The organism is Oligoflexia bacterium, assembly GCA_034439615.1.
In the GTDB taxonomy this organism is placed as follows: domain Bacteria; phylum Bdellovibrionota; class Bdellovibrionia; order JABDDW01; family JABDDW01; genus JAWXAT01.
On the sequence record JAWXAT010000009.1, the window covers coordinates 1 to 20,380 of the forward strand.

Annotated in this window: 19 protein-coding genes; 5 read left to right on the top strand and 14 right to left on the bottom strand. The window is 39.5% G+C overall.

The genetic code is table 11. The features are described 5' to 3' along the window. Nucleotides 1-1,085: family 1 glycosylhydrolase (locus tag SGI74_02345; protein ID MDZ4676323.1), on the bottom strand; the 1,085-nt coding region annotated here is incomplete at its 3' end. 165 nt (nucleotides 1,086-1,250) lie between these two features. On the opposite strand from SGI74_02345, the gene xylF reads away from it, so the two are divergent. The 3 genes from xylF to SGI74_02360 are packed head-to-tail and all read left to right on the top strand — an operon-like array spanning nucleotide 1,251 to nucleotide 4,914. Further along, on the top strand, nucleotides 1,251-2,264 hold the full coding sequence (gene xylF / locus SGI74_02350; GenBank protein MDZ4676324.1) for a D-xylose ABC transporter substrate-binding protein: 1,014 nt from the start codon (nucleotides 1,251-1,253) through the stop codon (nucleotides 2,262-2,264). Between the two features lie 5 nt (nucleotides 2,265-2,269). After that, nucleotides 2,270-3,790, top strand: coding sequence for a xylose ABC transporter ATP-binding protein (locus SGI74_02355; GenBank protein ID MDZ4676325.1), 1,521 nt, complete (start codon nucleotides 2,270-2,272; stop codon nucleotides 3,788-3,790). Continuing rightward, the gene (locus tag SGI74_02360) at nucleotides 3,790-4,914 is read left to right on the top strand and encodes a sugar ABC transporter permease (protein MDZ4676326.1); all 1,125 of its coding nucleotides are present in this window, start codon (nucleotides 3,790-3,792) and stop codon (nucleotides 4,912-4,914) included. Before SGI74_02355 ends, SGI74_02360 begins: the two co-directional genes overlap by 1 nt. A gap of 53 nt (nucleotides 4,915-4,967) precedes the next feature. Here the strand turns inward: SGI74_02360 and SGI74_02365 are convergent, their stop codons facing one another. From SGI74_02365 to htpX, 9 genes are all read right to left on the bottom strand, one after another. Next, nucleotides 4,968-5,225, bottom strand: coding sequence for a GlsB/YeaQ/YmgE family stress response membrane protein (locus tag SGI74_02365; GenBank protein ID MDZ4676327.1), 258 nt, complete (start codon nucleotides 5,223-5,225; stop codon nucleotides 4,968-4,970). A 155-nt stretch (nucleotides 5,226-5,380) separates the two neighbouring features. Next, nucleotides 5,381-7,174 (bottom strand): ATP-binding protein, encoded by a 1,794-nt coding sequence (locus SGI74_02370; protein MDZ4676328.1) that lies wholly within the window; start codon nucleotides 7,172-7,174, stop codon nucleotides 5,381-5,383. Further along, on the bottom strand, nucleotides 7,175-7,876 hold the full coding sequence (locus tag SGI74_02375; GenBank protein ID MDZ4676329.1) for a response regulator transcription factor: 702 nt from the start codon (nucleotides 7,874-7,876) through the stop codon (nucleotides 7,175-7,177). Then, a complete protein-coding gene (phoU, locus tag SGI74_02380) occupies nucleotides 7,876-8,562 on the bottom strand; it encodes a phosphate signaling complex protein PhoU (protein ID MDZ4676330.1) in 687 nt (228 codons plus the stop codon). Before phoU ends, SGI74_02375 begins: the two co-directional genes overlap by 1 nt. Continuing rightward, on the bottom strand, nucleotides 8,559-9,332 hold the full coding sequence (pstB, locus tag SGI74_02385) for a phosphate ABC transporter ATP-binding protein PstB (GenBank protein ID MDZ4676331.1): 774 nt from the start codon (nucleotides 9,330-9,332) through the stop codon (nucleotides 8,559-8,561). The genes phoU and pstB overlap by 4 nt, the downstream gene beginning before the upstream one ends. A gap of 6 nt (nucleotides 9,333-9,338) precedes the next feature. After that, a complete protein-coding gene (gene pstA / locus SGI74_02390) occupies nucleotides 9,339-10,295 on the bottom strand; it encodes a phosphate ABC transporter permease PstA (GenBank protein ID MDZ4676332.1) in 957 nt (318 codons plus the stop codon). Then, nucleotides 10,292-11,239, bottom strand: coding sequence for a phosphate ABC transporter permease subunit PstC (pstC, locus tag SGI74_02395; protein ID MDZ4676333.1), 948 nt, complete (start codon nucleotides 11,237-11,239; stop codon nucleotides 10,292-10,294). The genes pstA and pstC overlap by 4 nt, the downstream gene beginning before the upstream one ends. A 5-nt stretch (nucleotides 11,240-11,244) precedes the next feature. Continuing rightward, entirely contained in the window at nucleotides 11,245-12,288 is a 1,044-nt protein-coding gene (gene pstS / locus SGI74_02400) for a phosphate ABC transporter substrate-binding protein PstS (protein ID MDZ4676334.1), read from the bottom strand. 166 nt (nucleotides 12,289-12,454) lie between these two features. Next, entirely contained in the window at nucleotides 12,455-13,351 is an 897-nt protein-coding gene (gene htpX, locus SGI74_02405) for a protease HtpX (GenBank protein MDZ4676335.1), read from the bottom strand. 126 nt (nucleotides 13,352-13,477) lie between these two features. Here htpX and SGI74_02410 point away from each other — a divergent pair, with 126 nt between their 5' ends. Then, nucleotides 13,478-14,359 (top strand): LysR family transcriptional regulator, encoded by an 882-nt coding sequence (locus SGI74_02410; GenBank protein ID MDZ4676336.1) that lies wholly within the window; start codon nucleotides 13,478-13,480, stop codon nucleotides 14,357-14,359. A gap of 20 nt (nucleotides 14,360-14,379) precedes the next feature. Here the strand turns inward: SGI74_02410 and SGI74_02415 are convergent, their stop codons facing one another. Together SGI74_02415 and SGI74_02420 are read right to left on the bottom strand one after the other, a co-directional pair. Continuing rightward, nucleotides 14,380-14,673 carry a hypothetical protein gene (locus SGI74_02415; protein ID MDZ4676337.1) on the bottom strand — a complete coding sequence of 98 codons (294 nt, stop codon included), beginning with the start codon at nucleotides 14,671-14,673 and terminating at the stop codon, nucleotides 14,380-14,382. Between the two features lie 115 nt (nucleotides 14,674-14,788). Continuing rightward, nucleotides 14,789-15,244, bottom strand: a complete 456-nt coding sequence (locus SGI74_02420) for a response regulator (GenBank protein ID MDZ4676338.1) — start codon at nucleotides 15,242-15,244, stop codon at nucleotides 14,789-14,791. Between the two features lie 379 nt (nucleotides 15,245-15,623). Between SGI74_02420 and SGI74_02425 the strand changes: the two genes are divergently transcribed. Further along, entirely contained in the window at nucleotides 15,624-17,957 is a 2,334-nt protein-coding gene (locus tag SGI74_02425; GenBank protein MDZ4676339.1) for a hypothetical protein, read from the top strand. A 3-nt stretch (nucleotides 17,958-17,960) separates the two neighbouring features. Here the strand turns inward: SGI74_02425 and SGI74_02430 are convergent, their stop codons facing one another. Then, entirely contained in the window at nucleotides 17,961-18,791 is an 831-nt protein-coding gene (locus SGI74_02430; GenBank protein MDZ4676340.1) for an EamA family transporter, read from the bottom strand. Continuing rightward, nucleotides 18,788-20,317, bottom strand: a complete 1,530-nt coding sequence (locus tag SGI74_02435; GenBank protein ID MDZ4676341.1) for a hypothetical protein — start codon at nucleotides 20,315-20,317, stop codon at nucleotides 18,788-18,790. Before SGI74_02435 ends, SGI74_02430 begins: the two co-directional genes overlap by 4 nt. Nucleotides 20,318-20,380 lie beyond the last annotated feature (63 nt).

Sequence of the window (20,380 nt, forward strand, 5' to 3'; positions counted from 1 at the left end):
AGGCGTGTGATTTTCTCAAGTGCTTGGGGAGCGAGTGTTGATCCGTTGTCACCCTCGAGTCCTTGGGTGTTTATGAGTTCAAACGGAATAGGTTTTGTAGTTCCGCGTACAAGAGAGTGATCGTAAAAATTTACACCGAGCCAATCAATTTTAGCATGCAATATCATCTCACTTGTCAGAATATTTCTTTGGAAGATAATTTGTTTATCCCAAATAATTCCAGGTTGTGTGTAACGAAATTCTAAGTGTCCTGTTTCTGTAGCTCTGAGCCAGGCCCAGTTACTTATTTCTGAAAGCTCTTTTGCTGCTCGAACGTCTTGTTCATTTTTGAGATCAAAAGGATCAAAAAGCTTAAACCCATAGGCAACACCCACATTGTTTGTACTTCTGGCTTTGTGAAAAGCATACACAGCTAAACGATGAGCCCGTACCGTGTTAAAGGCCGCTTCAAAACCGTTACTGAGACCTTTTTTATGTGGAGGTATTTCACCATTCACATACGCCAAATGTATAAAACCCATCGGGTCATTAAAGGTCATCCAAAGTCCACAGACGTCACTTAAGTTTTGAGCAACATATTGAGCATAGCGTGCAAAATACTCGGGGCTTTGAGCTGAAAGCCATCCACCATTTTGATTAAACCAAATGGGGTGAGTAAAATGATGAAGCGATATCATTGGTCTTAGACCCAACTCGCGCATTCTCTTAAGCACTGTTTTATAATGAGCCATCACTTCAGAGTTAAAAATGCCAGGTTGGGGTTCAATTTTTTCCCACGATAATGAAATGCGAATGGTATTTAGACCGGTACTTTTTGCAGCTTGAAGGTCGTCTTCGTATCGGTTCCAGTGATCAATAGACAAATCAGCATTATCGCCGTTAGCGATGGGTGAATTTTCGGTAGCAGGATGCTCAAATTGATACCAGTCGCCGTTTTCACCGCCACCAGTTACGCCCTCAGTTTGGTGGGCAGAGAAAGCTGCACCCCAGAGAAAGCTCTTTGGGTATTGTTTTGTCTGTGAATGTGCCGGAAAATTTATGGTGACTATACTTAAAAAAATACCAATGAATAAAAAGGTTCGCATGCTGTACATCAAAGTTCCCCATAAAAATTACCCAGGCTTCTTATGACTCATTGGGCTCAGCATTCCAAGAAAAAACTGCACGGCTAAGTTGTGGTTTTGAAATGTTGACAGTCTAAGAGGTGGGGTCTATGAACATGAAGACTTGGTTCGATAGGAGATCACACGATGTTTACAAAGATTTTAGCAATTGGGTTTGCCTCATTAATCGGTTTTTCAGCTCACGGTGCTGATAAGAAAATTCGCATCGGCCTTTCAATGGACACTCTCAAAGAAGAGCGTTGGCAACGTGACCGAGATCTTTTTGTGAAACGTGCAAAAGAGCTAGGGGCCGAGGTTCTAGTTCAATCAGCCAATGGAAACGATGCTTTGCAATTCAGCCAAGCAGAAAATCTACTCACCCAAGGTGTAGATGTTTTAGTTGTGGTTCCCCATAACGGTGTAGTAGCCGCATCGATAGTAGTAGCCGCTCACAAAGCTGGTAAAAAAGTCGTAAGCTATGACCGTTTGATTCAAAATTCAGATGTAGATCTCTACTTATCTTTTGACCCAGTTGAAGTAGGACGACTTCAAGCCGCTTATCTAGTTGAGCATGTGAAAAAAGGAAATTTCGTGTTGATTGGTGGTTCACCCACTGATTCAAACGCAAAACTTGCACGAAAAGGTCAAATGCAAGCACTTCAACCGGCCATTGACCGTGGCGATATTAAAATTGTAACAGACGCTTGGGCTCGTGAGTGGCAAGCGAGTGAGGCATTGAAGCACACGGAGAATGCTCTAAGTAAAAACAATAATAATGTTCAAGCAATTGTAGCTTCAAATGACGGAACAGCCGGTGGTGCTATATCTGCACTCAAACAACAAAATCTTGCTGGCAAAGTAATGGTTTCTGGTCAAGACGCTGATCTAACTGCATGTCAACGTATCGTTGAAGGCACACAAAGCATGACTGTTTACAAACCCATCCAAGCCCTTGCCTATAAAGCAGCTGAATCTGCAGTTGCTTTGGCTAAAGGCGAAGCTGTTGTAGCCAATACAACAATCAATAATGGTAAAAAAGAAGTTCCATCTTTATTAATTAAGCCAATTCAAGTTGATAAAAATAATATCGACTTAACAGTGGTTAAAGATGGTTTTCATCCTCGTGAAGCTGTTTACAAAAACGTCGCTAAACGCAAATAAAATTCATGACTGACAATGTGCTTCTTGAAATGCGTGGAATTTCAAAGGAGTTCTCGGGTGTCCGAGCGCTTAACCTTGTTTCTTTTAACGTAAAACAAGGCGAAATTCATGCACTGTGTGGTGAGAACGGTGCTGGCAAGAGCACACTCATGAAAATTTTGGCAGGATTTTATCCTCATCGTTCATATTCAGGGGATGTGCTAATTAATGGCAAGACCCAAGAGTACAAAGGTATTCGTGATAGTGAAAAAGCTGGAATTGCCATTATTCATCAAGAGCTATCACTTATTCCTGAGATGACCATTGGAGAAAATATTTTTATTGGCCGAGAACCTTCTTCGTTAGGATTCATCGATTGGAACACTCTTTACACTAAAACTAAAAAATTACTTGATTCAATAGGGCTTAAAATTAATCCGCTAACACCTGTAAAACATTTGGGCATCGGGCAACAACAACTTGTCGAAATCGCAAAAGCTCTGAGCCATAACCCCAGCATTCTTGTACTTGATGAACCCACATCGGCTTTAGCAAAAGATGAAATTGAAATTTTATTAAAACTTTTAAAAGATCTTAAAAACCGCGGCGTCACATGTGTACTTATCTCTCATAAACTTAATGAAGTATTAGACGTGTCAGATAGAATCACTATTTTAAGAGATGGTAGGGCAGTAAAAACACTAGAGCTTAGTGAAGCGACTCAAGATATTATTATTTCCCATATGGTTGGGCGTGAACTTAAAGATTTTTATCCACGTCTTACTCGTAAAATAGGGGATGTACTATTTGAAGCTAGAAACTTTACAGTCGCAAACACAAATATGCCCGGAAAATATATTTTAAATAATGCAAGTTTTGTCGTTAAGCGTGGAGAAATTTTAGGTATCTCGGGCCTTATGGGAGCTGGGCGTACAGAGTTTTTGCAAACTATTTTTGGTGTGAAACTTGGTAAGACCCAAGGTGAAGTTTATCTCAATGGTGAGTTATTAAAAATTTCTTCGCCTCACGATGCGATAAAAGCGGGGCTTTCGCTTTTGCCGGAAGATCGAAAACGTCATGGCTTGGTTTTAGAAGATACTGTGGCAAAAAATATGAGCCTTGCGGGCCTTAATAAAATTTCACAATTAGGAATAGTAAATTTTCAAGCAGAACGAATTTATGCACTCAAGCAACTTAAAGATTTACACATTAAAGCATCATCGATTCAAGCCCCAGTTAAAAGTTTAAGTGGTGGTAACCAACAAAAAGTAGTCATCGCTAAATGCCTTATGACAACGCCTAAAGTTTTATTTTTAGATGAACCTACGCGGGGCATAGATGTAGGTGCTAAAGCTGAAATCTATCAGCTCATGAATGAATTGGCGGCTCAAGGTTTAGCTATCGTTATGGTTTCATCAGAGTTACCTGAAATTTTGGGTGTGAGTGATCGTATAATTGTGATGAGTGAGGGGCGTATTTCGGGTGAGTTTTTGTGTGCAGATGCGACCCAAGAAAAAATCATGGCCCAGGCGACAGTGAGGATGTAATGAATTTTAAAAAATCATTAAGAACATACACCATGGTTTTTGCACTATTTGCGATCTGGGCGATTTTTGAAGTTCAGACAGATGGGGCTTTTTTACAAGCGCGCAATCTGTCTAATCTTTTGCGACAGATGTCGGTGACTTCTATTTTATCAATCGGAATGGTTCTTATTATAGTGGCCGGTCATATAGATCTTTCTGTGGGTTCAGTTGTATGTTTTTTAGGTGCAATCTTAACGGTCGCAAATACAAAAATGGGTTATTCACCTTCAGTTTCTGTGGCAATAGCACTTAGTGCAGGTGCGCTGATTGGTCTGATGAACGGCTATCTCTTAAGTTATCAGCGCATTCCATCTTTTATTGTCACACTTGGCGGCATGATGGCTTTTCGCGGAGCTGCCATGATGGTTACTAAAAACGAAACAATTCCACTTGAGGCCGGCTGGATTCAAACCATGGGTACAGGGTATGTGAATGCAAAAGCAGGTTGGATCATTTGTATTTTTTCTTTGATGGTCACATGCTTAGCACTTATTTGGGGTCGCCAATCAGAAATAAAATCGGGGCTTGAATCAACACCACTTTCAAAATTTATTTTAAAACTGCTTGGCCTCGCATTTATTGTTTTGAGCTCAATGGCTGTACTCGCTAGTTATGAGGGTATACCTATTCCTGTTTTAATAATGATAGGTCTTATGATCATCGTATATCTAGCAGCTACAAGAACTACATGGGGTCGCCATATTTATGCGATTGGCGGCAATAGTGATGCTGCATTTTTATCAGGTATTAATATTAAATTTCGCACTCTAAGTATTTATGTATTGATGGGGCTGCTCTCTGCTATAGGCGGAATTATTCTCACAGCCCGTGTAGGTAGTGCCTCGCCTGATTCAGGGCAACTTCTTGAACTCGACGCCATCGCATCATGTGTTATAGGCGGAACAAGTCTCATGGGTGGTAAAGGAAGTGTTCTGGGCGCAATACTTGGAGCCCTTGTTATGGAAAGTCTTAACAACGGAATGAGTTTGGCGAGCATTGAACCTTTTTGGCAATACATCGTAAAAGGTGTGGTTCTCGTTGCCGCTGTTTGGGCAGATATGCTTTCACAAGATGTGAAGGGCTAAAAAAAAGCGAGTGATCAGCTGATTCACTCGCTCTTATATTTTTATTTTTAAAATCAAACTACTGTTCTACGACCAACTGCTAAGCGATAAATAAACAACACAAGCATGGCACCAATTACTGATGCGATAAAACCTGCGGGTTCGCCTGCAACGTAGAAATTCATAGCTTGACCTAAGTAGCTGGCAAGAAAAGCACCAACGATACCAAGAAGTGCGGTGACAATAAAACCACCTGGATCACGGCCTGGCATCATAAACTTAGCGATAACACCAACGATCAAACCAACTAGCAAAGTCATTAAAATAGACATTGTGTTTCCCTTTCGTAAAAATTTTTAACAATCATTCCTCTGTCATATGTTACTTGAGCAACATCTGGACCGAGTCAGAACACGTTTATTTTAATTTAAAAGGAATAGAGAGAGTCACAATGACTCGCATTGGGTTAACTCGCCATGAAGTGTGATCAAATGGGAAAGCGACAAATAAAAGTAGCGCCATGGCCTAATTGGCTCTCGACTGACGCTGATCCGCCGTGACGTTGCATGATGTGCTTCACAATAGCTAAGCCTAGGCCTGTACCACCTTGTTCACGTGAGCGCGCTTTATCGACACGATAAAATCGCTCAAAGAGTCGTGAATGATGTTCGGGGGGAATTCCAGGGCCATGGTCTTTGATTTTAAGCACGACATCATGGCGTTCTTGAGTCCAGCTAACTTCTAATGCACACCCTATAGGTGTGTACTTATGCGCATTATCTAAAAGATTTACGAGTACTTGTTCAAGGCGTCGTGGGTCAGCGTAAACAATTTGTGCGTCAACATGAGTGGTTACAATTTGTTTTTTGCTTTCAAAATTTCCTTGAAGCTGATTAAGAACGCGAACCGTAACTTCTTGTGTGCGGACTTGCGCTTTTTGAAGCACATCGGTTGACTCAAGAGCTGAGAGATCTAACAAATCGCCAATGAGTGCCATTAAGCGATTAACATTTCTTGAAATAACATCTAAAAATTCTTGTTTGGGTTGAATTCCGCGTTTGCTGTCTTCAACTATTGTATCGGTATAACCCTTAATTGCTGTTAATGGAGTGCGCAGTTCGTGGGAAACATTGGCTACGAAATCAATTCTGATTTGCTCTGCACCTTTTAGTTCTGTGACATCATGAAATATTCCCACAGCTCCGTAAATCTCGCTGTTTTGTTTTCTCAAGGGTGCCACAGAAAGTGAGAAGAATTGTTTAGTATTATTTGTTTGCTCAATTTCAATAGCCTTAACTGAAGTTGATGTACCTCGATTAAGTGCAGCTTTAAAAGCTTCTAAGATTTCAGGGGCTCTAAACATTTCCCACAATCTAATATTTCTTTTTTGTAATTGCTCTTCGTTACCAAAGAGGAGGGCAAAGCGTGTGTTAAAGAAAAGTGGAACGCCTTCTTGGTCAACGGCTAAAATAGCATCAGAAATTGCTGACATGAGAGTGGTTAGTTCTTCACGCTCTCTATTTAAGCTTTCAGATTTGAGTTTGAGATCAGTTCTAATTTTATCAATTGAAAATTCAAGATCAGACCATTCTCCAAAAGAATCTGTTTCTAATGTTTCAGGATCAATCTCTGAATTTTCTGAGTGATCGGTTTGCGCCAGAGCATTTTTTGTTTTAACTAAAAGGCGGCCCAACGGAAACACCATGCGTCTTGCTGACCAAATCGCAAGGGCCATGAAAATTGATGCTACCAAAAGTAAAATAAGTGTTAGTGAATTATCAAAGAGTTTGAGGGTTTCACGTAAAGAGTTTAAAGAAACTGCACCCCAGAGAATCAATTCTTCTGGCCCTAAATAGAGTGCACCATTAAGACTGTTATCACTATTCTTGCGATCAAATTTAAAATCAAAGCCGTATGTGTTTAGTTGTGCGTCTAGAATTTCCTTACGCAAAGCAAGGTTTCCTAAATTTCCATAGTTAGGTTGAGAGTCACACAGAATTTCGCCTGAGCTTGACATAATTAAAAAGCGCATTGTGCCTTCTTTGGTGCGGTGGGTGCACCACGTACGGGCATTAGCGCGATTGAGATCCGGCGACAAGCCAACGAGAGTGTCGTGGAGTTGCTCGGCTACTTGATTGATATATTTTTGTTTGAAAAAATAACGAGCAGCGAGTCCAGATGCGCCAAGTGCTGCAACCACAAGACAAGTCTGAATAAGTACCATGCGAAAAAATATACGCCATGGAAAACTTGATTGGCTAAACAGCTTATTCTTTTTCACTTAACTCCTAATGCGATAACCAATCCCACGAATCGTTTCAACCACGTCTGCACAATCTCCCAATTTTTTTCTGAGTCCAAAAATATGGGTGTCCACGGTGCGATCAATAACAGCTACACCCTGACCTTGAACAAGCTTGATTAAATTTTCACGAGATAAAACACGCCCACGATTTTCTGTGAGGGCTGATAATAATTTAAATTCTGATGGTGTTAGATCTACTTTTATAGAGGCACAGGTTACTTCATGGGCATCTACATTAATGGTTAAGTTGCCGATGTGTTGTTTGTTTGTCTTTGGTTCTAAAAGACTCTTTGCCCTTCTTAACAAGGCACGCACGCGAGCTAAGAAAATAGAAATTTCAAAAGGTTTGGTGACGTAATCATCAGCGCCCATCTCTAAACCCAAAACCATATCAGCCGCATCTGCACGGGCTGTGACCATTAAAATCGGTACTTGAGATTTTGCGTCACTGAGTTGACGAACCCGTTTACAAATTTCAAGACCTGAAACACCAGGTAACATCCAATCTAAGATGATGAGTGCATTGTCATTATTTTGAATGAGTTTAATTGCTGATTCACCATCTTCAGCTTCAATGGTGCGTAAACCTTCACGGTTAAGGTGTAAAAGCATTAAATCACGAACATCTTTTTCATCTTCTACAACTAAGACTTGAGGATTGTTCAATGACTGATCCATCATTTCAACGACTCCTTAATTGATTCAGGTCGTGGAGAATGTCGAATGTCTTCGCCAGTAATAGCAAAAATAATATCTTCTGCAATATTTGTAGCGTGATCACCAATGCGTTCAAGATTACGTGCTACTAAAATGAGATTTAAGCCTTGCTCTACATCTTGGCTGTTGGTTTTTAGATGTTCAATAATATCGGTAAATATTTTATTTTTAAAAGCATCAACCTTATCGTCACGTTTCAAAACATCACGGGCAAGTTCTTCTGAGCTTTGAACAAAGGCATCAAATGATTCGCGCACCATAAATCTAACTTCGGTGGACATTTTAGGAATATCAATCAAAGGCTTAATCGGTAGGCCTTTTAAATATCGACCCGCATTGTGCGCAATATTAACGGCTTGGTCACCCATGCGCTCAAGATCTGTATTGCTTTTTAGAATGGCGATAATTAATCGAAGATCCTTTGCAAGTGGCTGCTGAAGGGCTAAGAGTTTTAAGCAACCATCATCAATGTCGATGTGAGCTTGATTTACCTTTTTTTCGATCTCAAATACTAAATCAAGCTTATGAAGGCTGCCCTCAATAAGTGCTTGTGTAGCATTTTCGATTGCTCGCTCGACATACCCAGCCATAGAGAGAAGTTGTTCTTTTAGCTCTCTTAAACTTGTGTCGAAATGTCGTTCTGTCATCCGAACCTCCCTGTAATATAACGCTCGGTACTGTTCTCTTTTGGTTTAGTGAAAATCTGGGAAGTATTACCAAACTCTATGAGTTCGCCCAAAAGAAAGAATGCCGTGTGGTCTGAAATTCGAGCGGCCTGTTGCATGTTGTGTGTAACAATAATAACGGTAACTGTCTTTCTTAATTCTGTCATCAATTCTTCAATTTTAGCAGTAGAGATCGGGTCAAGTGCACTGGTGGGTTCGTCCATTAAAAGTATACGTGGTTCAACTGCTAACGCTCGGGCGATACAAAGTCTTTGTTGTTGTCCACCTGAGAGACTAGTACCTGGAGCGTGAAGTTTGTCTTTTACTTCCCCCCAAAGGGCCGATTGAATCAAACTTCTTTCGACGATGTCTTTAAGAACATTGCGGCGTTTCACACCCGCTAGTCTTAAACCGATAGCCACATTGTCAAAAATAGAAAATGCAGGAAACGGATTTGGCTTTTGAAATACCATCCCGATATTACGTCTAAGCTGAACGGGGTCAACACCTTTACCATAAATATCTTTTCCTTCGAGAACCACACTTCCAGTTGCTGAAGCTCCCGGCACTTCTTCATGCAAACGATTTAAGCATCGAATGAAAGTAGATTTACCGCAGCCCGAAGGGCCGATGATCGCTGTCACTGTATTTGGGTGATAGTCTATGCTGATATTACGAACTGCATGGACTTCGCCGAAATATGCATTGAGGTTTTTTACCTCAAATATGGGTTTTGAATTTGGCGTTTCCATTAAATACTACTCCCGACTGCCACTAGCAGATTGGTTTCTCATTAACAAAAGTCTAGTTAAAAGATTCATGCAAAAAACAAGCATCACAAGTACAAATGCCCCGGCCCACGCCTGATTATGCCAATCTTCGTATGGAGAAATAGCATACGTGTATATCTGAACGGGTAAAGATGAAATGGGTTGATCAAGTGATTTTGCCCAAAAGCGGTTATTCAAAGCTGTGAATATTAATGGAGCCGTTTCACCAGATACACGGGCAATAGCTAATATGATTCCAGTTGCTATGCCACTCATACTTCCAGGTAATACAATTCGTAAAATCACTTTCCAACGTGGTAATCCCAATGCAAGGCCCGCTTCACGAATATGTTGCGGAACAAGTTTAAGAAGCTCCTCAGCACCACGTGCAACTGTGGGTATCATCAAAACACCAAGGGCTAAACCCCCTGCAATTGCAGAAAATCTTCCCATGGGCATAACAACTACGGCATAGGCAAAAAGACCAATGACAATTGAAGGAATACTTGAAAGCACATCAGTGCTAAAGCGAATGATATGCCCTAATTTTCCGTTTCCATATTCTGATAAATAAATGGCTGTAGCTAATCCCCACGGAATGCCAACACAAGATGCAAGTCCAATAAGAATGAGTGTTCCTACGAGTGCATTGGCCATACCGCCTCCAAGTTCTCCAACGGGAGCGGGAAGGGCAGTAAAAAATGACCAATTAAGGGCAGGTAATCCACGGGACATCACATACCAAAACACACTAAATAGCGGAATCAATGCAACAATGGTTGCTGAAAATAAGAGTGAGCACATCAGAAAATTTTTAATTTTTCTTTTTTTAAAAGTAACAGGAAGTTTATTAGAAAGTTGACCAGTGCGAGTTTCGATTCGTGTTCGTCGATCGGGTTTGTTTTTTAAAACAGTATTGGCTGATAATTCATTTGTATCGCTCATCGGGATGTTCCTTGAGCTTTGGTGACGCGCCAAACAAATACACGAGCCAAACTATTAATCACAAATGTAACAGCAAAAAGAGTTAATCCAATAGCTGCTAAGGCAGATAAATGTTCATCACTTACTGCTTCTGCATATTCATTAGCGATAACACTTGCCATTGTTTGCCCTGGGGCGAATAGTGATGCAGAAATTTCAGCTCGATTACCAATGACCATCGTAACAGCCATTGTTTCTCCAAGTGCTCGACCCAGACCTAAAATGATGGCACCCATGATTCCGGTTTTTGAACTTTTTAAAACTGCAATCGACATTGTTTCCCAACTTGTTGCTCCTAGAGCAAGGGCCGCTTCACGTTGAGATCGTGGAATTGCTTTAAAAACCTCACGAGAAATAGAAGACACCGTTGGTGTAATCATAATGGCTAAAATAATTCCAGCGGCGAGCATTCCCACGCCGTAAGGAGGGCCTTGAAAGAGGGGCAAAAAGCCAAGTGTTTTTGCCAGCATTGGTTCAACTGTGGTTCGGAGCCAAGGAGCTAAAACAAAAATTCCCCATAGTCCATAAACAACACTCGGGATAGCTGCTAACATTTGCACGAGAAATCCTGCAACTGTTGCAATTTTTTTATTGGCAAGTTCATTTAAAAAAAGTGCGATACCTACGCTAAGAGGAGCTGCAATTAAAATTGCGATCAGTGAAGAAACAATCGTACCGAATATTACCGGGAGTGCTCCGTAATTATGCTGTACTGGATCCCAAGCAGTGGATGTAATAAACCCAAAGCCAAATTTTTGAAATGCTGGTTTTGCAGTGCCCCACAAAAATACTGTAATGAGCACTAAAAACAATACGACCCCGAGCGCAACTGTACGCATCGAGGTCGCAAAAAGTCGGTCACCGAAGTGAACGTCTTTTGGTTGTTTTTTTTTCTTACTAAACATCGATTTTACTTCGTAACTTCAATCTTTTTAATTTTAGCATCAATTTTAGTAACCAATTCTTTTGGCAATGGTGCATATTCTAAAGCCGCACTTAATTTTTGACCATCGTAGATTGCCCAGTTTAAGAATTTCACCAAATTTGATCCTTTAATACCATTTTGTTTTCCGTAAACTAAAAGATAAGTAAAACTGCTAATAGGATACGAGTCTTTGCCTTCAGCATCGGTAATCGACATACGGAAATCTTCGGGAAAATCTTTCTTAGGAGTTTTCTTAAGAAAATTTGCAGCTGCAGCCGTAACCGCTTTGGTTTCAGGTTTTACAAATACTCCAGCTCTATTTTTCACTGAAGCTACAGGAAGTTTGTTTGAAGCAGCATAAATTAATTCAACATAACCAATACTTCCTGGTGTTTGTTTAACAAGGCCAGCAACGCCTTCGTTACCTTTGCCGCCAAGACCAACGGGCCAGTTAAGTGCGGTTCCTACTCCTACTTTTTCTTTCCAAGTAGGGCTTACTTTTGCGAGGTAATCTGCAAAAATATTTGTTGTCCCACTTCCATCTGATCTATGAGCCACCATAAGTGCTTGATCAGGAAGTTTTAAAGTAGGATTGAGTTTTACAAGTCGTGGGTCATTCCATTTTGTGATTTTTCCTAAGAAAATATCAGCGATGATTTCACCATCGAGTTTTAAATCACCCTTAACTTCAACAAGATTGTAGGTCAGTACAACAGCACCTAATGTTGTAGGAATATGGTGAACGGTAACTGGAGATTTTTTTAATTGCTCATCTGTCATGGGAGCATCTGATGCGCCAAAATCTACGGTCTTTTCTAAGAACTGACGAATGCCACCACCACTTCCGATGGATTGATAATTAATTTGTACTTCTTTATTTACCTTTTGATATTCAGAAAACCATTTTGAATAAAGCGGGTAGGGAAACGTGGCCCCTGCACCTGTGATTTCGGTAGCTGCAAATGCAGTAGAAGCAAACATTACAGCTGTGAAAATTAATGTCAAAAAAGTTATCAAAAATCGACGCATAAGTCCTCCAGTAGGTTTTAGCCTTTATACTCGGCTATTTCTATAAGAGGCAATTTAAGTCAGATGTTGAGATGCTAATTTTAAGATTTGGTTAGGATTATTAATGACGTGCTATGTAATTTATATAAGTGCGGGGCATCTCATTTGAGATGCCCCGCTATCTAAATTATCGAGCTTCTTGTAGGCGGGCAATTCGTTCTTCAAGTGGTGGATGAGTAGAAAGCAATGCAAAAAGACCTCGCGACTTACCAGATATCTTAAGACTGGCAATTGCAGGTTGAGCTTGCTCTTCATTTTCTTGAATTCCATGACGGCGTTGTAAAGCGCGTAATGCTGCGATCATTTTTTCACGACCCGCAAGGCGTGCTCCGCCGCTATCTGCTCTGAACTCTCTGAGCCTTGAGAAATAAGAAACAACAAATGCGCCTAAGATACTAAAGAAAATCTCAAGAACAATTACAGTCAGCATATGAATCATGTGTCGTGATTCTTCTTTTGCATTTTGGCTGATAGCAAAAGCAATGATTCTAGCTAAGAACATAACAAACGCGTTCACAACCCCTTGAATGAGAGTCATTGTAACCATGTCACCATTTGTAACGTGTGAAACTTCATGGGCCAAGACACCTTCAATTTGTTGATGGTCCATTTGGCTCATAAGCCCAGATGAAACTGCAATGAGCGCTCTATTTTTTGTGGGGCCTGTGGCAAACGCATTTACTTCAGGGCTTTCATAGATTCCGACCTGAGGCATTGTGCTCATTCCGGCATGACGGGCAAGTTCATGAATCTTTCGAACTAACCATTGAAGTTCTGAGTTTGAAACCGTCTCATCAATGATTTTTACTCCCATGAGCCACTTCGCCATTACACGCGAAAGTGCTAATGAAATAAAAGCGCCACCCATACCCCAGACGAGACAAAAGGCCATCAGCTGACCGTAATCAATGCCTGCTTCTGTGATGTAATAACGAACGCCAAGAACATTGAGCACGATTGAAATCGTGGTCATGACCAAGATGTTCACTAATAAAAATAGAAATATCCGTTTTGCAATTGCCATGGGGTACCTTCCTTTTTTCAAGTCAAACTAACATCTATACTATAGTGTTTTTTTCATTACTTAAAATAGATAAAATAGTATATTCAGTTCGTTTTAAACAATGTGTATATTATGAGGGATTTGTCAATGACCTGGCTAAATTATCATCATCTCTATTATTTTAGAACTATCGCTCACGAAGGCTCTATTGCCAAAGCCTCAATCAAATTAAGTCTAGGTCAACCTACATTGAGTACGCAATTGAAACAATTTGAAAATGCTTTGGGTGTTCAGCTCTTTGAACGGCGTAATAGAAAACTTATTATTACAGAAGCTGGCCGCATAGCGCTGGAATACGCTACTGAGATTTTCAATACTGGCGAAGAAATGGTTGAAGCGCTCCAAGATCGATTGGTTAAAAGTCATGTGCATATTCAAATCGGGGCATTAGATAGTGTGCCTAAATATATTATTTCTAAAATGGCACAGTATGCCTACGGCCTAGGGAATTGCACCTTGAGTATTTTAGAAGGTAAGGGAGATGAGCTATTTCGTGAATTAACCACTCATCATCTAGATTTAATTTTGTCTAACTACCCTCCGCCTGTGAGTGATCAGCAAGGTCTTTATGCAAAGAGTATTGCAAAGTTACAGGTGTATATGTGTGGTGCCGAAAAATATAAAAATCTAAAAAATAATTTTCCTAAATCACTTAATAGCCAACCCATTGTATTGCCTACTGTTCACAGTAAATTGCGTCACGATTTAGAACATTTTTTTAAACTCAATAATCTTCAGCTCAATCGTGTTGCTGAAACTCAAGATACGAGTGTTCAAAAACTTTTAGGTGTTGCTGGAGTTGGTTTGTTGCCACTTTCTGAACCAGCGGCTCAAGAAATTGCAGGTGACGGAAAGCTTGTGAAGCTTGGTATTTTGCCAAATGTCTATGAAGAAATATGGTTGATTGCAGCGTCGAGAAAAATTGAAAATCCAATTGCTCAAAAGTTGATTAAATCTTTTGCTTTGTGAATGACTTAAATTTTTTGAAGTTAGTTTTTATGATCAGAAGCGGGTAATCTATTGCCCCGAATGGTTTTGATCTTTTCTTTATTTTTTGAATAAATTGCTTTGGCTTTGTCATAACATTTATTTTGAATGGGCATGATGGCTTTTAAAGCGGGCAAGCCCTCTGAGCATTGAATGGCTACAGATTGAGCCGCCTCTTCTTCGCAGTGTTTTTTATTACTCATTCCAACTTTGGCATTTTCACAAGCTTTAATGGCATCAGCTTGGGTGGTACTAGAAAAAATTACGATGGTCATGGCGATAAATATCAAATGCATTTAAATTTCCCCGGAAGTTTTAGTATTTATATAAGTCTGCGGGTTTTGGAGAGATGATTCAAGGCGGGAGAGTAAAACTTGTGTGAATTCAGATCAAAGTCGAGTTTTATGATCACTAAGAAACAGTGGTGTGTACTTCTAGGGCATCTTTCGTCGGTAGTTGGGCAAATTTCAACCAGTCTTGCTCTACAGATCTGAGTATTAAAATTAAATCATCTAAATGAAATGGTTTTTTATAATAGCAATTTGCATGAAGGTCATAACACTGGCTGATGTCAATTACAGCACTAGAAGTACTGTAAACTAAAACAGGTATTCTGCGCAGTTTAGGATGATTTTTGATTTCTTTTAAAACTTCTCGCCCATCTTTTTTCGGAAGATTAAGATCTAAAATAACTAGGTCAGGAATCTGAATTCCATTTTCTCTATTTAAGAGATAATTAATTGCGGCTTCACCATCATGTACCACTTGAATATCACATTCAACCGTACCACTGTTTAAAACATGTTTTGTAAGGTAGGCATCGGCGAGATTATCTTCGACTAATAAAATTTTGCGTGTGCCATTCATACAATTTAAATCCTTTACTACTAACTGAGAACTGCAAATCATCCAGTGCAGTTTACGTACCAGATAAAAGTTTACTATTTAAATTTAAAAAACAGCTTAGAAGCAGTGTAGGATTTCGTTTTAGGGATATCTTAGAAATTCAAAAGAGTCATATGTGGATGAAGTTGAGGCATTTTGCCCGAAGTGACCCAGGTTTATGTAAAACTTATCGATCACAATCTTTTAAATCATAAAAAGCTCTTTGATATCATATACTTAAATATTTACCAGGGCTTAAGTTTAGGTGGTGATTAGCCGATAAACAAATATGGCAGCGTTTAAGGTGTTTTTACTGAAAAAGTGGAAACATTTATCGAATATACAATTTTTAAAACGGGTGATGATTTTTTTATTCATTTCACCGTTGTTTATTTCTTATCAAAATTGTTCGCCTGGCGGATTTAAAACAAAATCCCAAAGCACACAAGGTTCACTACCCCTTAACCCTGCAATTACAAATCAAGCGCCAACAGTTTCAATTAGTAATTCCGGTGATTGTAATTTTCCGTGTACGGCAACTTTTACGGTAACTGCATTTGATGCTGATGGAGATGATTTAGAAATATTATGGAGTGGTTGCGCATTTGGAAATTTATCAACTGGCACATGTCAGGTCACAAGTCTGGGATTTGTAGAAGCATCTGTAACTGTTAGTGATGGTGTCGGTGGTGAAGCCACTGTTTCATCAAAAATTGAAGGTCTTCCACTTAATCATGCGCCAATTGTTTCTTTAGCATCACCTCCCCATTGTAGTGCTCCATGTACAGTTACTTTTATTGCAACTGTCTCTGATGATGATAACGACATACTCACTAACACTTGGGGCGGTTGTGCCGCAGGTACTCCTGCGACTTCTACGACAGCAACTTGTGCTATGAGTAACTCCCAACTCGTAATTGCAATCTTAACTGTTACAGATAATCGCGGCGGAAGAACGCAAGTGGCTACTGAAGTTGGACAACCACAAAACCGTCCGCCAACAGCTTTTATTGTAAAGTCTGGTTCATGTGTTTATCCGTGCGATCCAACTTTTACGGTTCATGCGACGGATCCCGACGGTGATACTTTAAGTTATCAATGGTCAGGTTGTTCAGTGGGTACGGGGCGAACAATAAGTTGCCATGTTAGTTTTATTGTTCCAGTGGTGGCAACGGTTAGGGTGTTTGATAATCGTGGTGGAGTAACTCAAGTTACTGAGAGCGTGATTGGGCTTAATCATCCACCAACTGCAGTAGTAACTGGCGAAAACTGTTTTTACCCATGTGATGCAGACTTCACAGCAATCGCGACTGATGATGAGAATGATATTTTGACTTATTTGTGGAGCGGTTGTGCAACAGGTACTGCAAGTACAGCAACATGTAATGTTACTGATGGTGAAGCATACACAGCTATTGTAACAGTAAGCGATCATCGAGGGGGCATGACACAAGCTTCAAAGCAAATACGTGGAGTTCGTCCTCTGATAAAAAATATTACAATGTCTAATCTTGCCACCGGTGTAAATTATAACAAATCAACATTTGCCAGTTATAATCAAAAAATCGTTTCTAACGCGCATGGATTATTCACAACACATATACAATGGGCTAATTCAAATGATCCCGCTCTTGTGAATGCAATAACTTGGCATCTATCAATAAGTGTTGATGGAGGCTTAAGCTGGAGTACTTTATTTACTTCAAACGTGACTACATTTTCTCCGGTTGTTGAAACTGATGAAAATGGAAATATTTATTTAATGCATGGCAATTGGGCTAATGGTGATGCTCATTTTTTAAAATTTACATCTGCAAATAATTTCGCGTCACCAGTGATATCTAAAATAATAGCTGGCGGATCAGCGCAAAAGTTTTCATTTATATATGACCAAGCACAAGGTAAGTTTTATTACGCAGCACATGTGAGTAATATTAAATTCTACGTACTTGATATGAATGGCAACGTTTTAAATGGCTCTAACGGAATTGAATTAACACAACCTGGCCCTGAACCGGCTGATAGTGAGTTACCTGCCACATTTCCGCAAGCTAGTTATCCACAATTTTACTTAGCATCCGATGGTGCACTCTATTTGGCCTGGACTGTATCAGCTCGTTGGAAATATCGCTCAATACACTTTGTAATGTCTCGTGATAATAATCGAAGCATTTGGAAAAAACCTAACGGCCAAGTTTTATCTCTGCCAATAGTTTCTGATGATAGCGGGCCTACTGATCGCATTAGTTTTACAGATCATACTGAATTTGCGTGGCTTGCAAGTTTTACGGTAAAAAATAATAAAGCACATTTTGTTTATGGCAAAAATTATATTCGCTATGATCTTACAAATTTTACCTCAGACATTCAAAGTAGAGATTTAAAAGGAAGTACTCTAGGTGCTAGTAATATGTTTGGTTTTTTTGCGACCAAAAAGAATTTATCAAATAGCCCTATTTATTATGTAACTTCACCTGACACAAATGACGAAATTATTGTGCTTGTTAGCCATAACAACGGGCAAACGTGGCTAGATTATGCTCGAAGTGCAAAACTCCCGGTGGGTGCTTCAATTAATCGAGTTGGTGGGGCAAGAGAAATTACCGCTGATGGTTTTATCGTAGGTACTTTCTTAGAGCAAAATGCAAGTTTAGATAGTATGAGAGTTAGATTTATCAAAATTGAAGTGCAGTGATGATTATGATTTTTTCTTTTTTGATTTATAAATCGCATTGGCTGTTACGGCTCCAATAACAATTGTCCCGCCAATAAATGCAGCTTTTGAAGGTTCCTCTCCGTTAATCAGAAAAACCCAAATAGGATTTAAAACCGGTTCAATAACTGGAACCAAAATGGCTTCTAAAGCTGTCACGTGAATAATAGCCTTTGCGTATAAAAAATAGGGTAATGCCAATTGGATGATCCCCATAGCGATAAGTAAATACCAGCCTGTGGCATTAAGTGGTGCTTGAAACATAAAAGGAAGTGTTATGAGAAATGTCAGGATGTTTCCTAGAAAAATTGATTCAGTAGTAGATATTCCCTTTTGTCTTCTTAAAAACAATGTAAGCCAAGCAAAACTGATTCCGCTAGCAATGGCTAAAATATTGCCTAAAAAATTCTCAGTCGATAAGTTATCCACAAAAAAGATGGTCATTCCGCAAATGACGATTACAATTGTTAGCCAATCAAAACGCGTTACGGTTTCTTTAAGATACCAATAACTAAAAATGGCCACATAGATGGGTGCCGTATATTGAAGTAAAATAGCGTTGGCAGCGGTGGTCAATTTTGTAGCGGATACAAAAAGAATAACGGTCGCTACATAAGCGATCGCTGTACTCCATTGTAATTTGCTCCAAGTAAATTTAAATTTTTTCGTACATGCAAAAAGAAAACATGCCGCAACCGCACTTCGAATGCCTGCGATTGCCAGTGGGTTCCAGTGAATTGATTTTATAAAGATTCCGCCAAGACTCCAAAGTAAAGCTGTCAATGTTAAGAGTAAAATGGCTCGTTGGCGTGTCATTTATTAAGCTTTGAATCAGCTTTTTCGCTTAAACTATTAAACTCAGAAAGTGCTTGTTCATATTCTGCTGGTGCTTTCTCAGCTTCAATGAGTTTGGTAGACATCGAGGGTGGTTTACCGTCTACCGAAACACCGTACTGAGTAATAACGATTATCTTTGATACTTCGCTAAGGGTAATGGAATATTCAAGCGCACCTTGAGCGTTTCGTTTTGATACCACTTTCATATCTTCAACAAGCCCTGAAACTGTACTTAGCGTGGGAGCCGTCTCAGCGGGAATGTTGTATTCCACAGGGTCTTTCTCAGGAAACGTCATACGTATAGGTAAGTTAACATCAATGCCGAATCCAAAAATTTTACTCATAATAAAAGTAATCCCGGCAAATGTAGCAATTGTAACAGTCCATTTACCATAAACATTAAGTGCTTTTGTCATTAGGAATTTTCGGATAAAACGTGGCTGGTATTTAAACCAATAGAATTTTTTAACCTGAATATCAATTAATGCAATTTTAAATTCTTCGTAAGCTCTTGGATGTTTAATAAACCATTGCTTTAGCTTTTCTTCTAGTTTGGGGTGATTTTTAAACCAGGTAAATTGCTTAAGATCATAATTCGCCTTAAATAATCTTAGTTCTGAAGCATAAATTAAATCTGGGTCAAAGCGGTGTTTTGCCCAAACTAAAAATCTCCAGAGAACCGGACCATAAATAATTACAGGTGCATAGTAGATTTTGAGCTCGGGGCTTTGTGTTGTTTCGCCAGTCTGTGAAGTTGATTGGGGGAGTAGTTCATTAAGGGCTTTTCTGTCAGCCTCATTAAGTTTATCGTAATTTGCCCGAATATTATCAAAGAGATCGCGATCTTTTGAACGGTCAAATTCGTTTTTCTTAAGCTTTTTTAATATTTTTTTAGTTTGTTCTTCTGAAATAACTTTTGTCTTAACATCAACTGGGCCTTGTGGTCTTTCGCTCTGCTCAACTAACCAGAGATAGCGAGACTTCTCGAACTCATCAAGTTTGAGTTCAGTGCCGTGATCAATCACAGGCTTATTATTAAGCACGATTTCTTTTCCATTTTTCTTAACGAGTGTAATTTTATTGAGTCTAAACATGGCTCTATTTTGATAGCGACCATCAGTTAGGTATTCAAGTTGAAGCGTGCTGCCGTCGGGTAGTTTATCAGCAAGACTCATGACCCCTTTTTTCTCAAAATCTCTCGACTCAACTTCATAATTAAGAACGTCACCTGACGCTTCCATAAGATCTATAAAAGCCTCATGATTACTAAGTTTTGTATCAGGGCGAATTAATGTTTGGAGTTCAAAACCCCGTAAGGAGAGTAGTTTGTTTTTTCCAAAAATTGATTTTGGCTGTTTAACTTTTTCATTACCAAAAGGAGTTTGAGCTTGCATGAGGGTGGCTTTACAATTTTCAGCGATATGTTTTTTATCTTTTTTCCCAGCATGAGACTCATACGGTACAAACAATAAGGAAATAATGACGGCAAATAAAAGTTTTTTCATAGTGAAACGAACAATACTTTAAACTTAGGTAAATCACAACAATACAGCTTTAAAGTTGCGGCG

What these genes read in the sequence shown, in the direction of transcription:
- SGI74_02410 (MDZ4676336.1), top strand. Translation starts at nt 13,478, where the DNA reads ATGACCTGGCTAAATTATCATCATCTCTATTATTTTAGAACTATCGCT.
- pstA (MDZ4676332.1), bottom strand. Translation starts at nt 10,295, where the DNA reads ATGAGCGATACAAATGAATTATCAGCCAATACTGTTTTAAAAAACAAA.
- SGI74_02355 (MDZ4676325.1), top strand. Translation starts at nt 2,270, where the DNA reads ATGACTGACAATGTGCTTCTTGAAATGCGTGGAATTTCAAAGGAGTTC.
- htpX (MDZ4676335.1), bottom strand. Translation starts at nt 13,351, where the DNA reads ATGGCAATTGCAAAACGGATATTTCTATTTTTATTAGTGAACATCTTG.
- SGI74_02375 (MDZ4676329.1), bottom strand. Translation starts at nt 7,876, where the DNA reads ATGGATCAGTCATTGAACAATCCTCAAGTCTTAGTTGTAGAAGATGAA.
- SGI74_02415 (MDZ4676337.1), bottom strand. Translation starts at nt 14,673, where the DNA reads ATGCATTTGATATTTATCGCCATGACCATCGTAATTTTTTCTAGTACC.
- SGI74_02365 (MDZ4676327.1), bottom strand. Translation starts at nt 5,225, where the DNA reads ATGTCTATTTTAATGACTTTGCTAGTTGGTTTGATCGTTGGTGTTATC.
- SGI74_02425 (MDZ4676339.1), top strand. Translation starts at nt 15,624, where the DNA reads ATGATTTTTTTATTCATTTCACCGTTGTTTATTTCTTATCAAAATTGT.
- xylF (MDZ4676324.1), top strand. Translation starts at nt 1,251, where the DNA reads ATGTTTACAAAGATTTTAGCAATTGGGTTTGCCTCATTAATCGGTTTT.
- pstB (MDZ4676331.1), bottom strand. Translation starts at nt 9,332, where the DNA reads ATGGAAACGCCAAATTCAAAACCCATATTTGAGGTAAAAAACCTCAAT.
- SGI74_02360 (MDZ4676326.1), top strand. Translation starts at nt 3,790, where the DNA reads ATGAATTTTAAAAAATCATTAAGAACATACACCATGGTTTTTGCACTA.
- phoU (MDZ4676330.1), bottom strand. Translation starts at nt 8,562, where the DNA reads ATGACAGAACGACATTTCGACACAAGTTTAAGAGAGCTAAAAGAACAA.
- SGI74_02435 (MDZ4676341.1), bottom strand. Translation starts at nt 20,317, where the DNA reads ATGAAAAAACTTTTATTTGCCGTCATTATTTCCTTATTGTTTGTACCG.
- pstC (MDZ4676333.1), bottom strand. Translation starts at nt 11,239, where the DNA reads ATGTTTAGTAAGAAAAAAAAACAACCAAAAGACGTTCACTTCGGTGAC.
- pstS (MDZ4676334.1), bottom strand. Translation starts at nt 12,288, where the DNA reads ATGCGTCGATTTTTGATAACTTTTTTGACATTAATTTTCACAGCTGTA.
- SGI74_02430 (MDZ4676340.1), bottom strand. Translation starts at nt 18,791, where the DNA reads ATGACACGCCAACGAGCCATTTTACTCTTAACATTGACAGCTTTACTT.
- SGI74_02420 (MDZ4676338.1), bottom strand. Translation starts at nt 15,244, where the DNA reads ATGAATGGCACACGCAAAATTTTATTAGTCGAAGATAATCTCGCCGAT.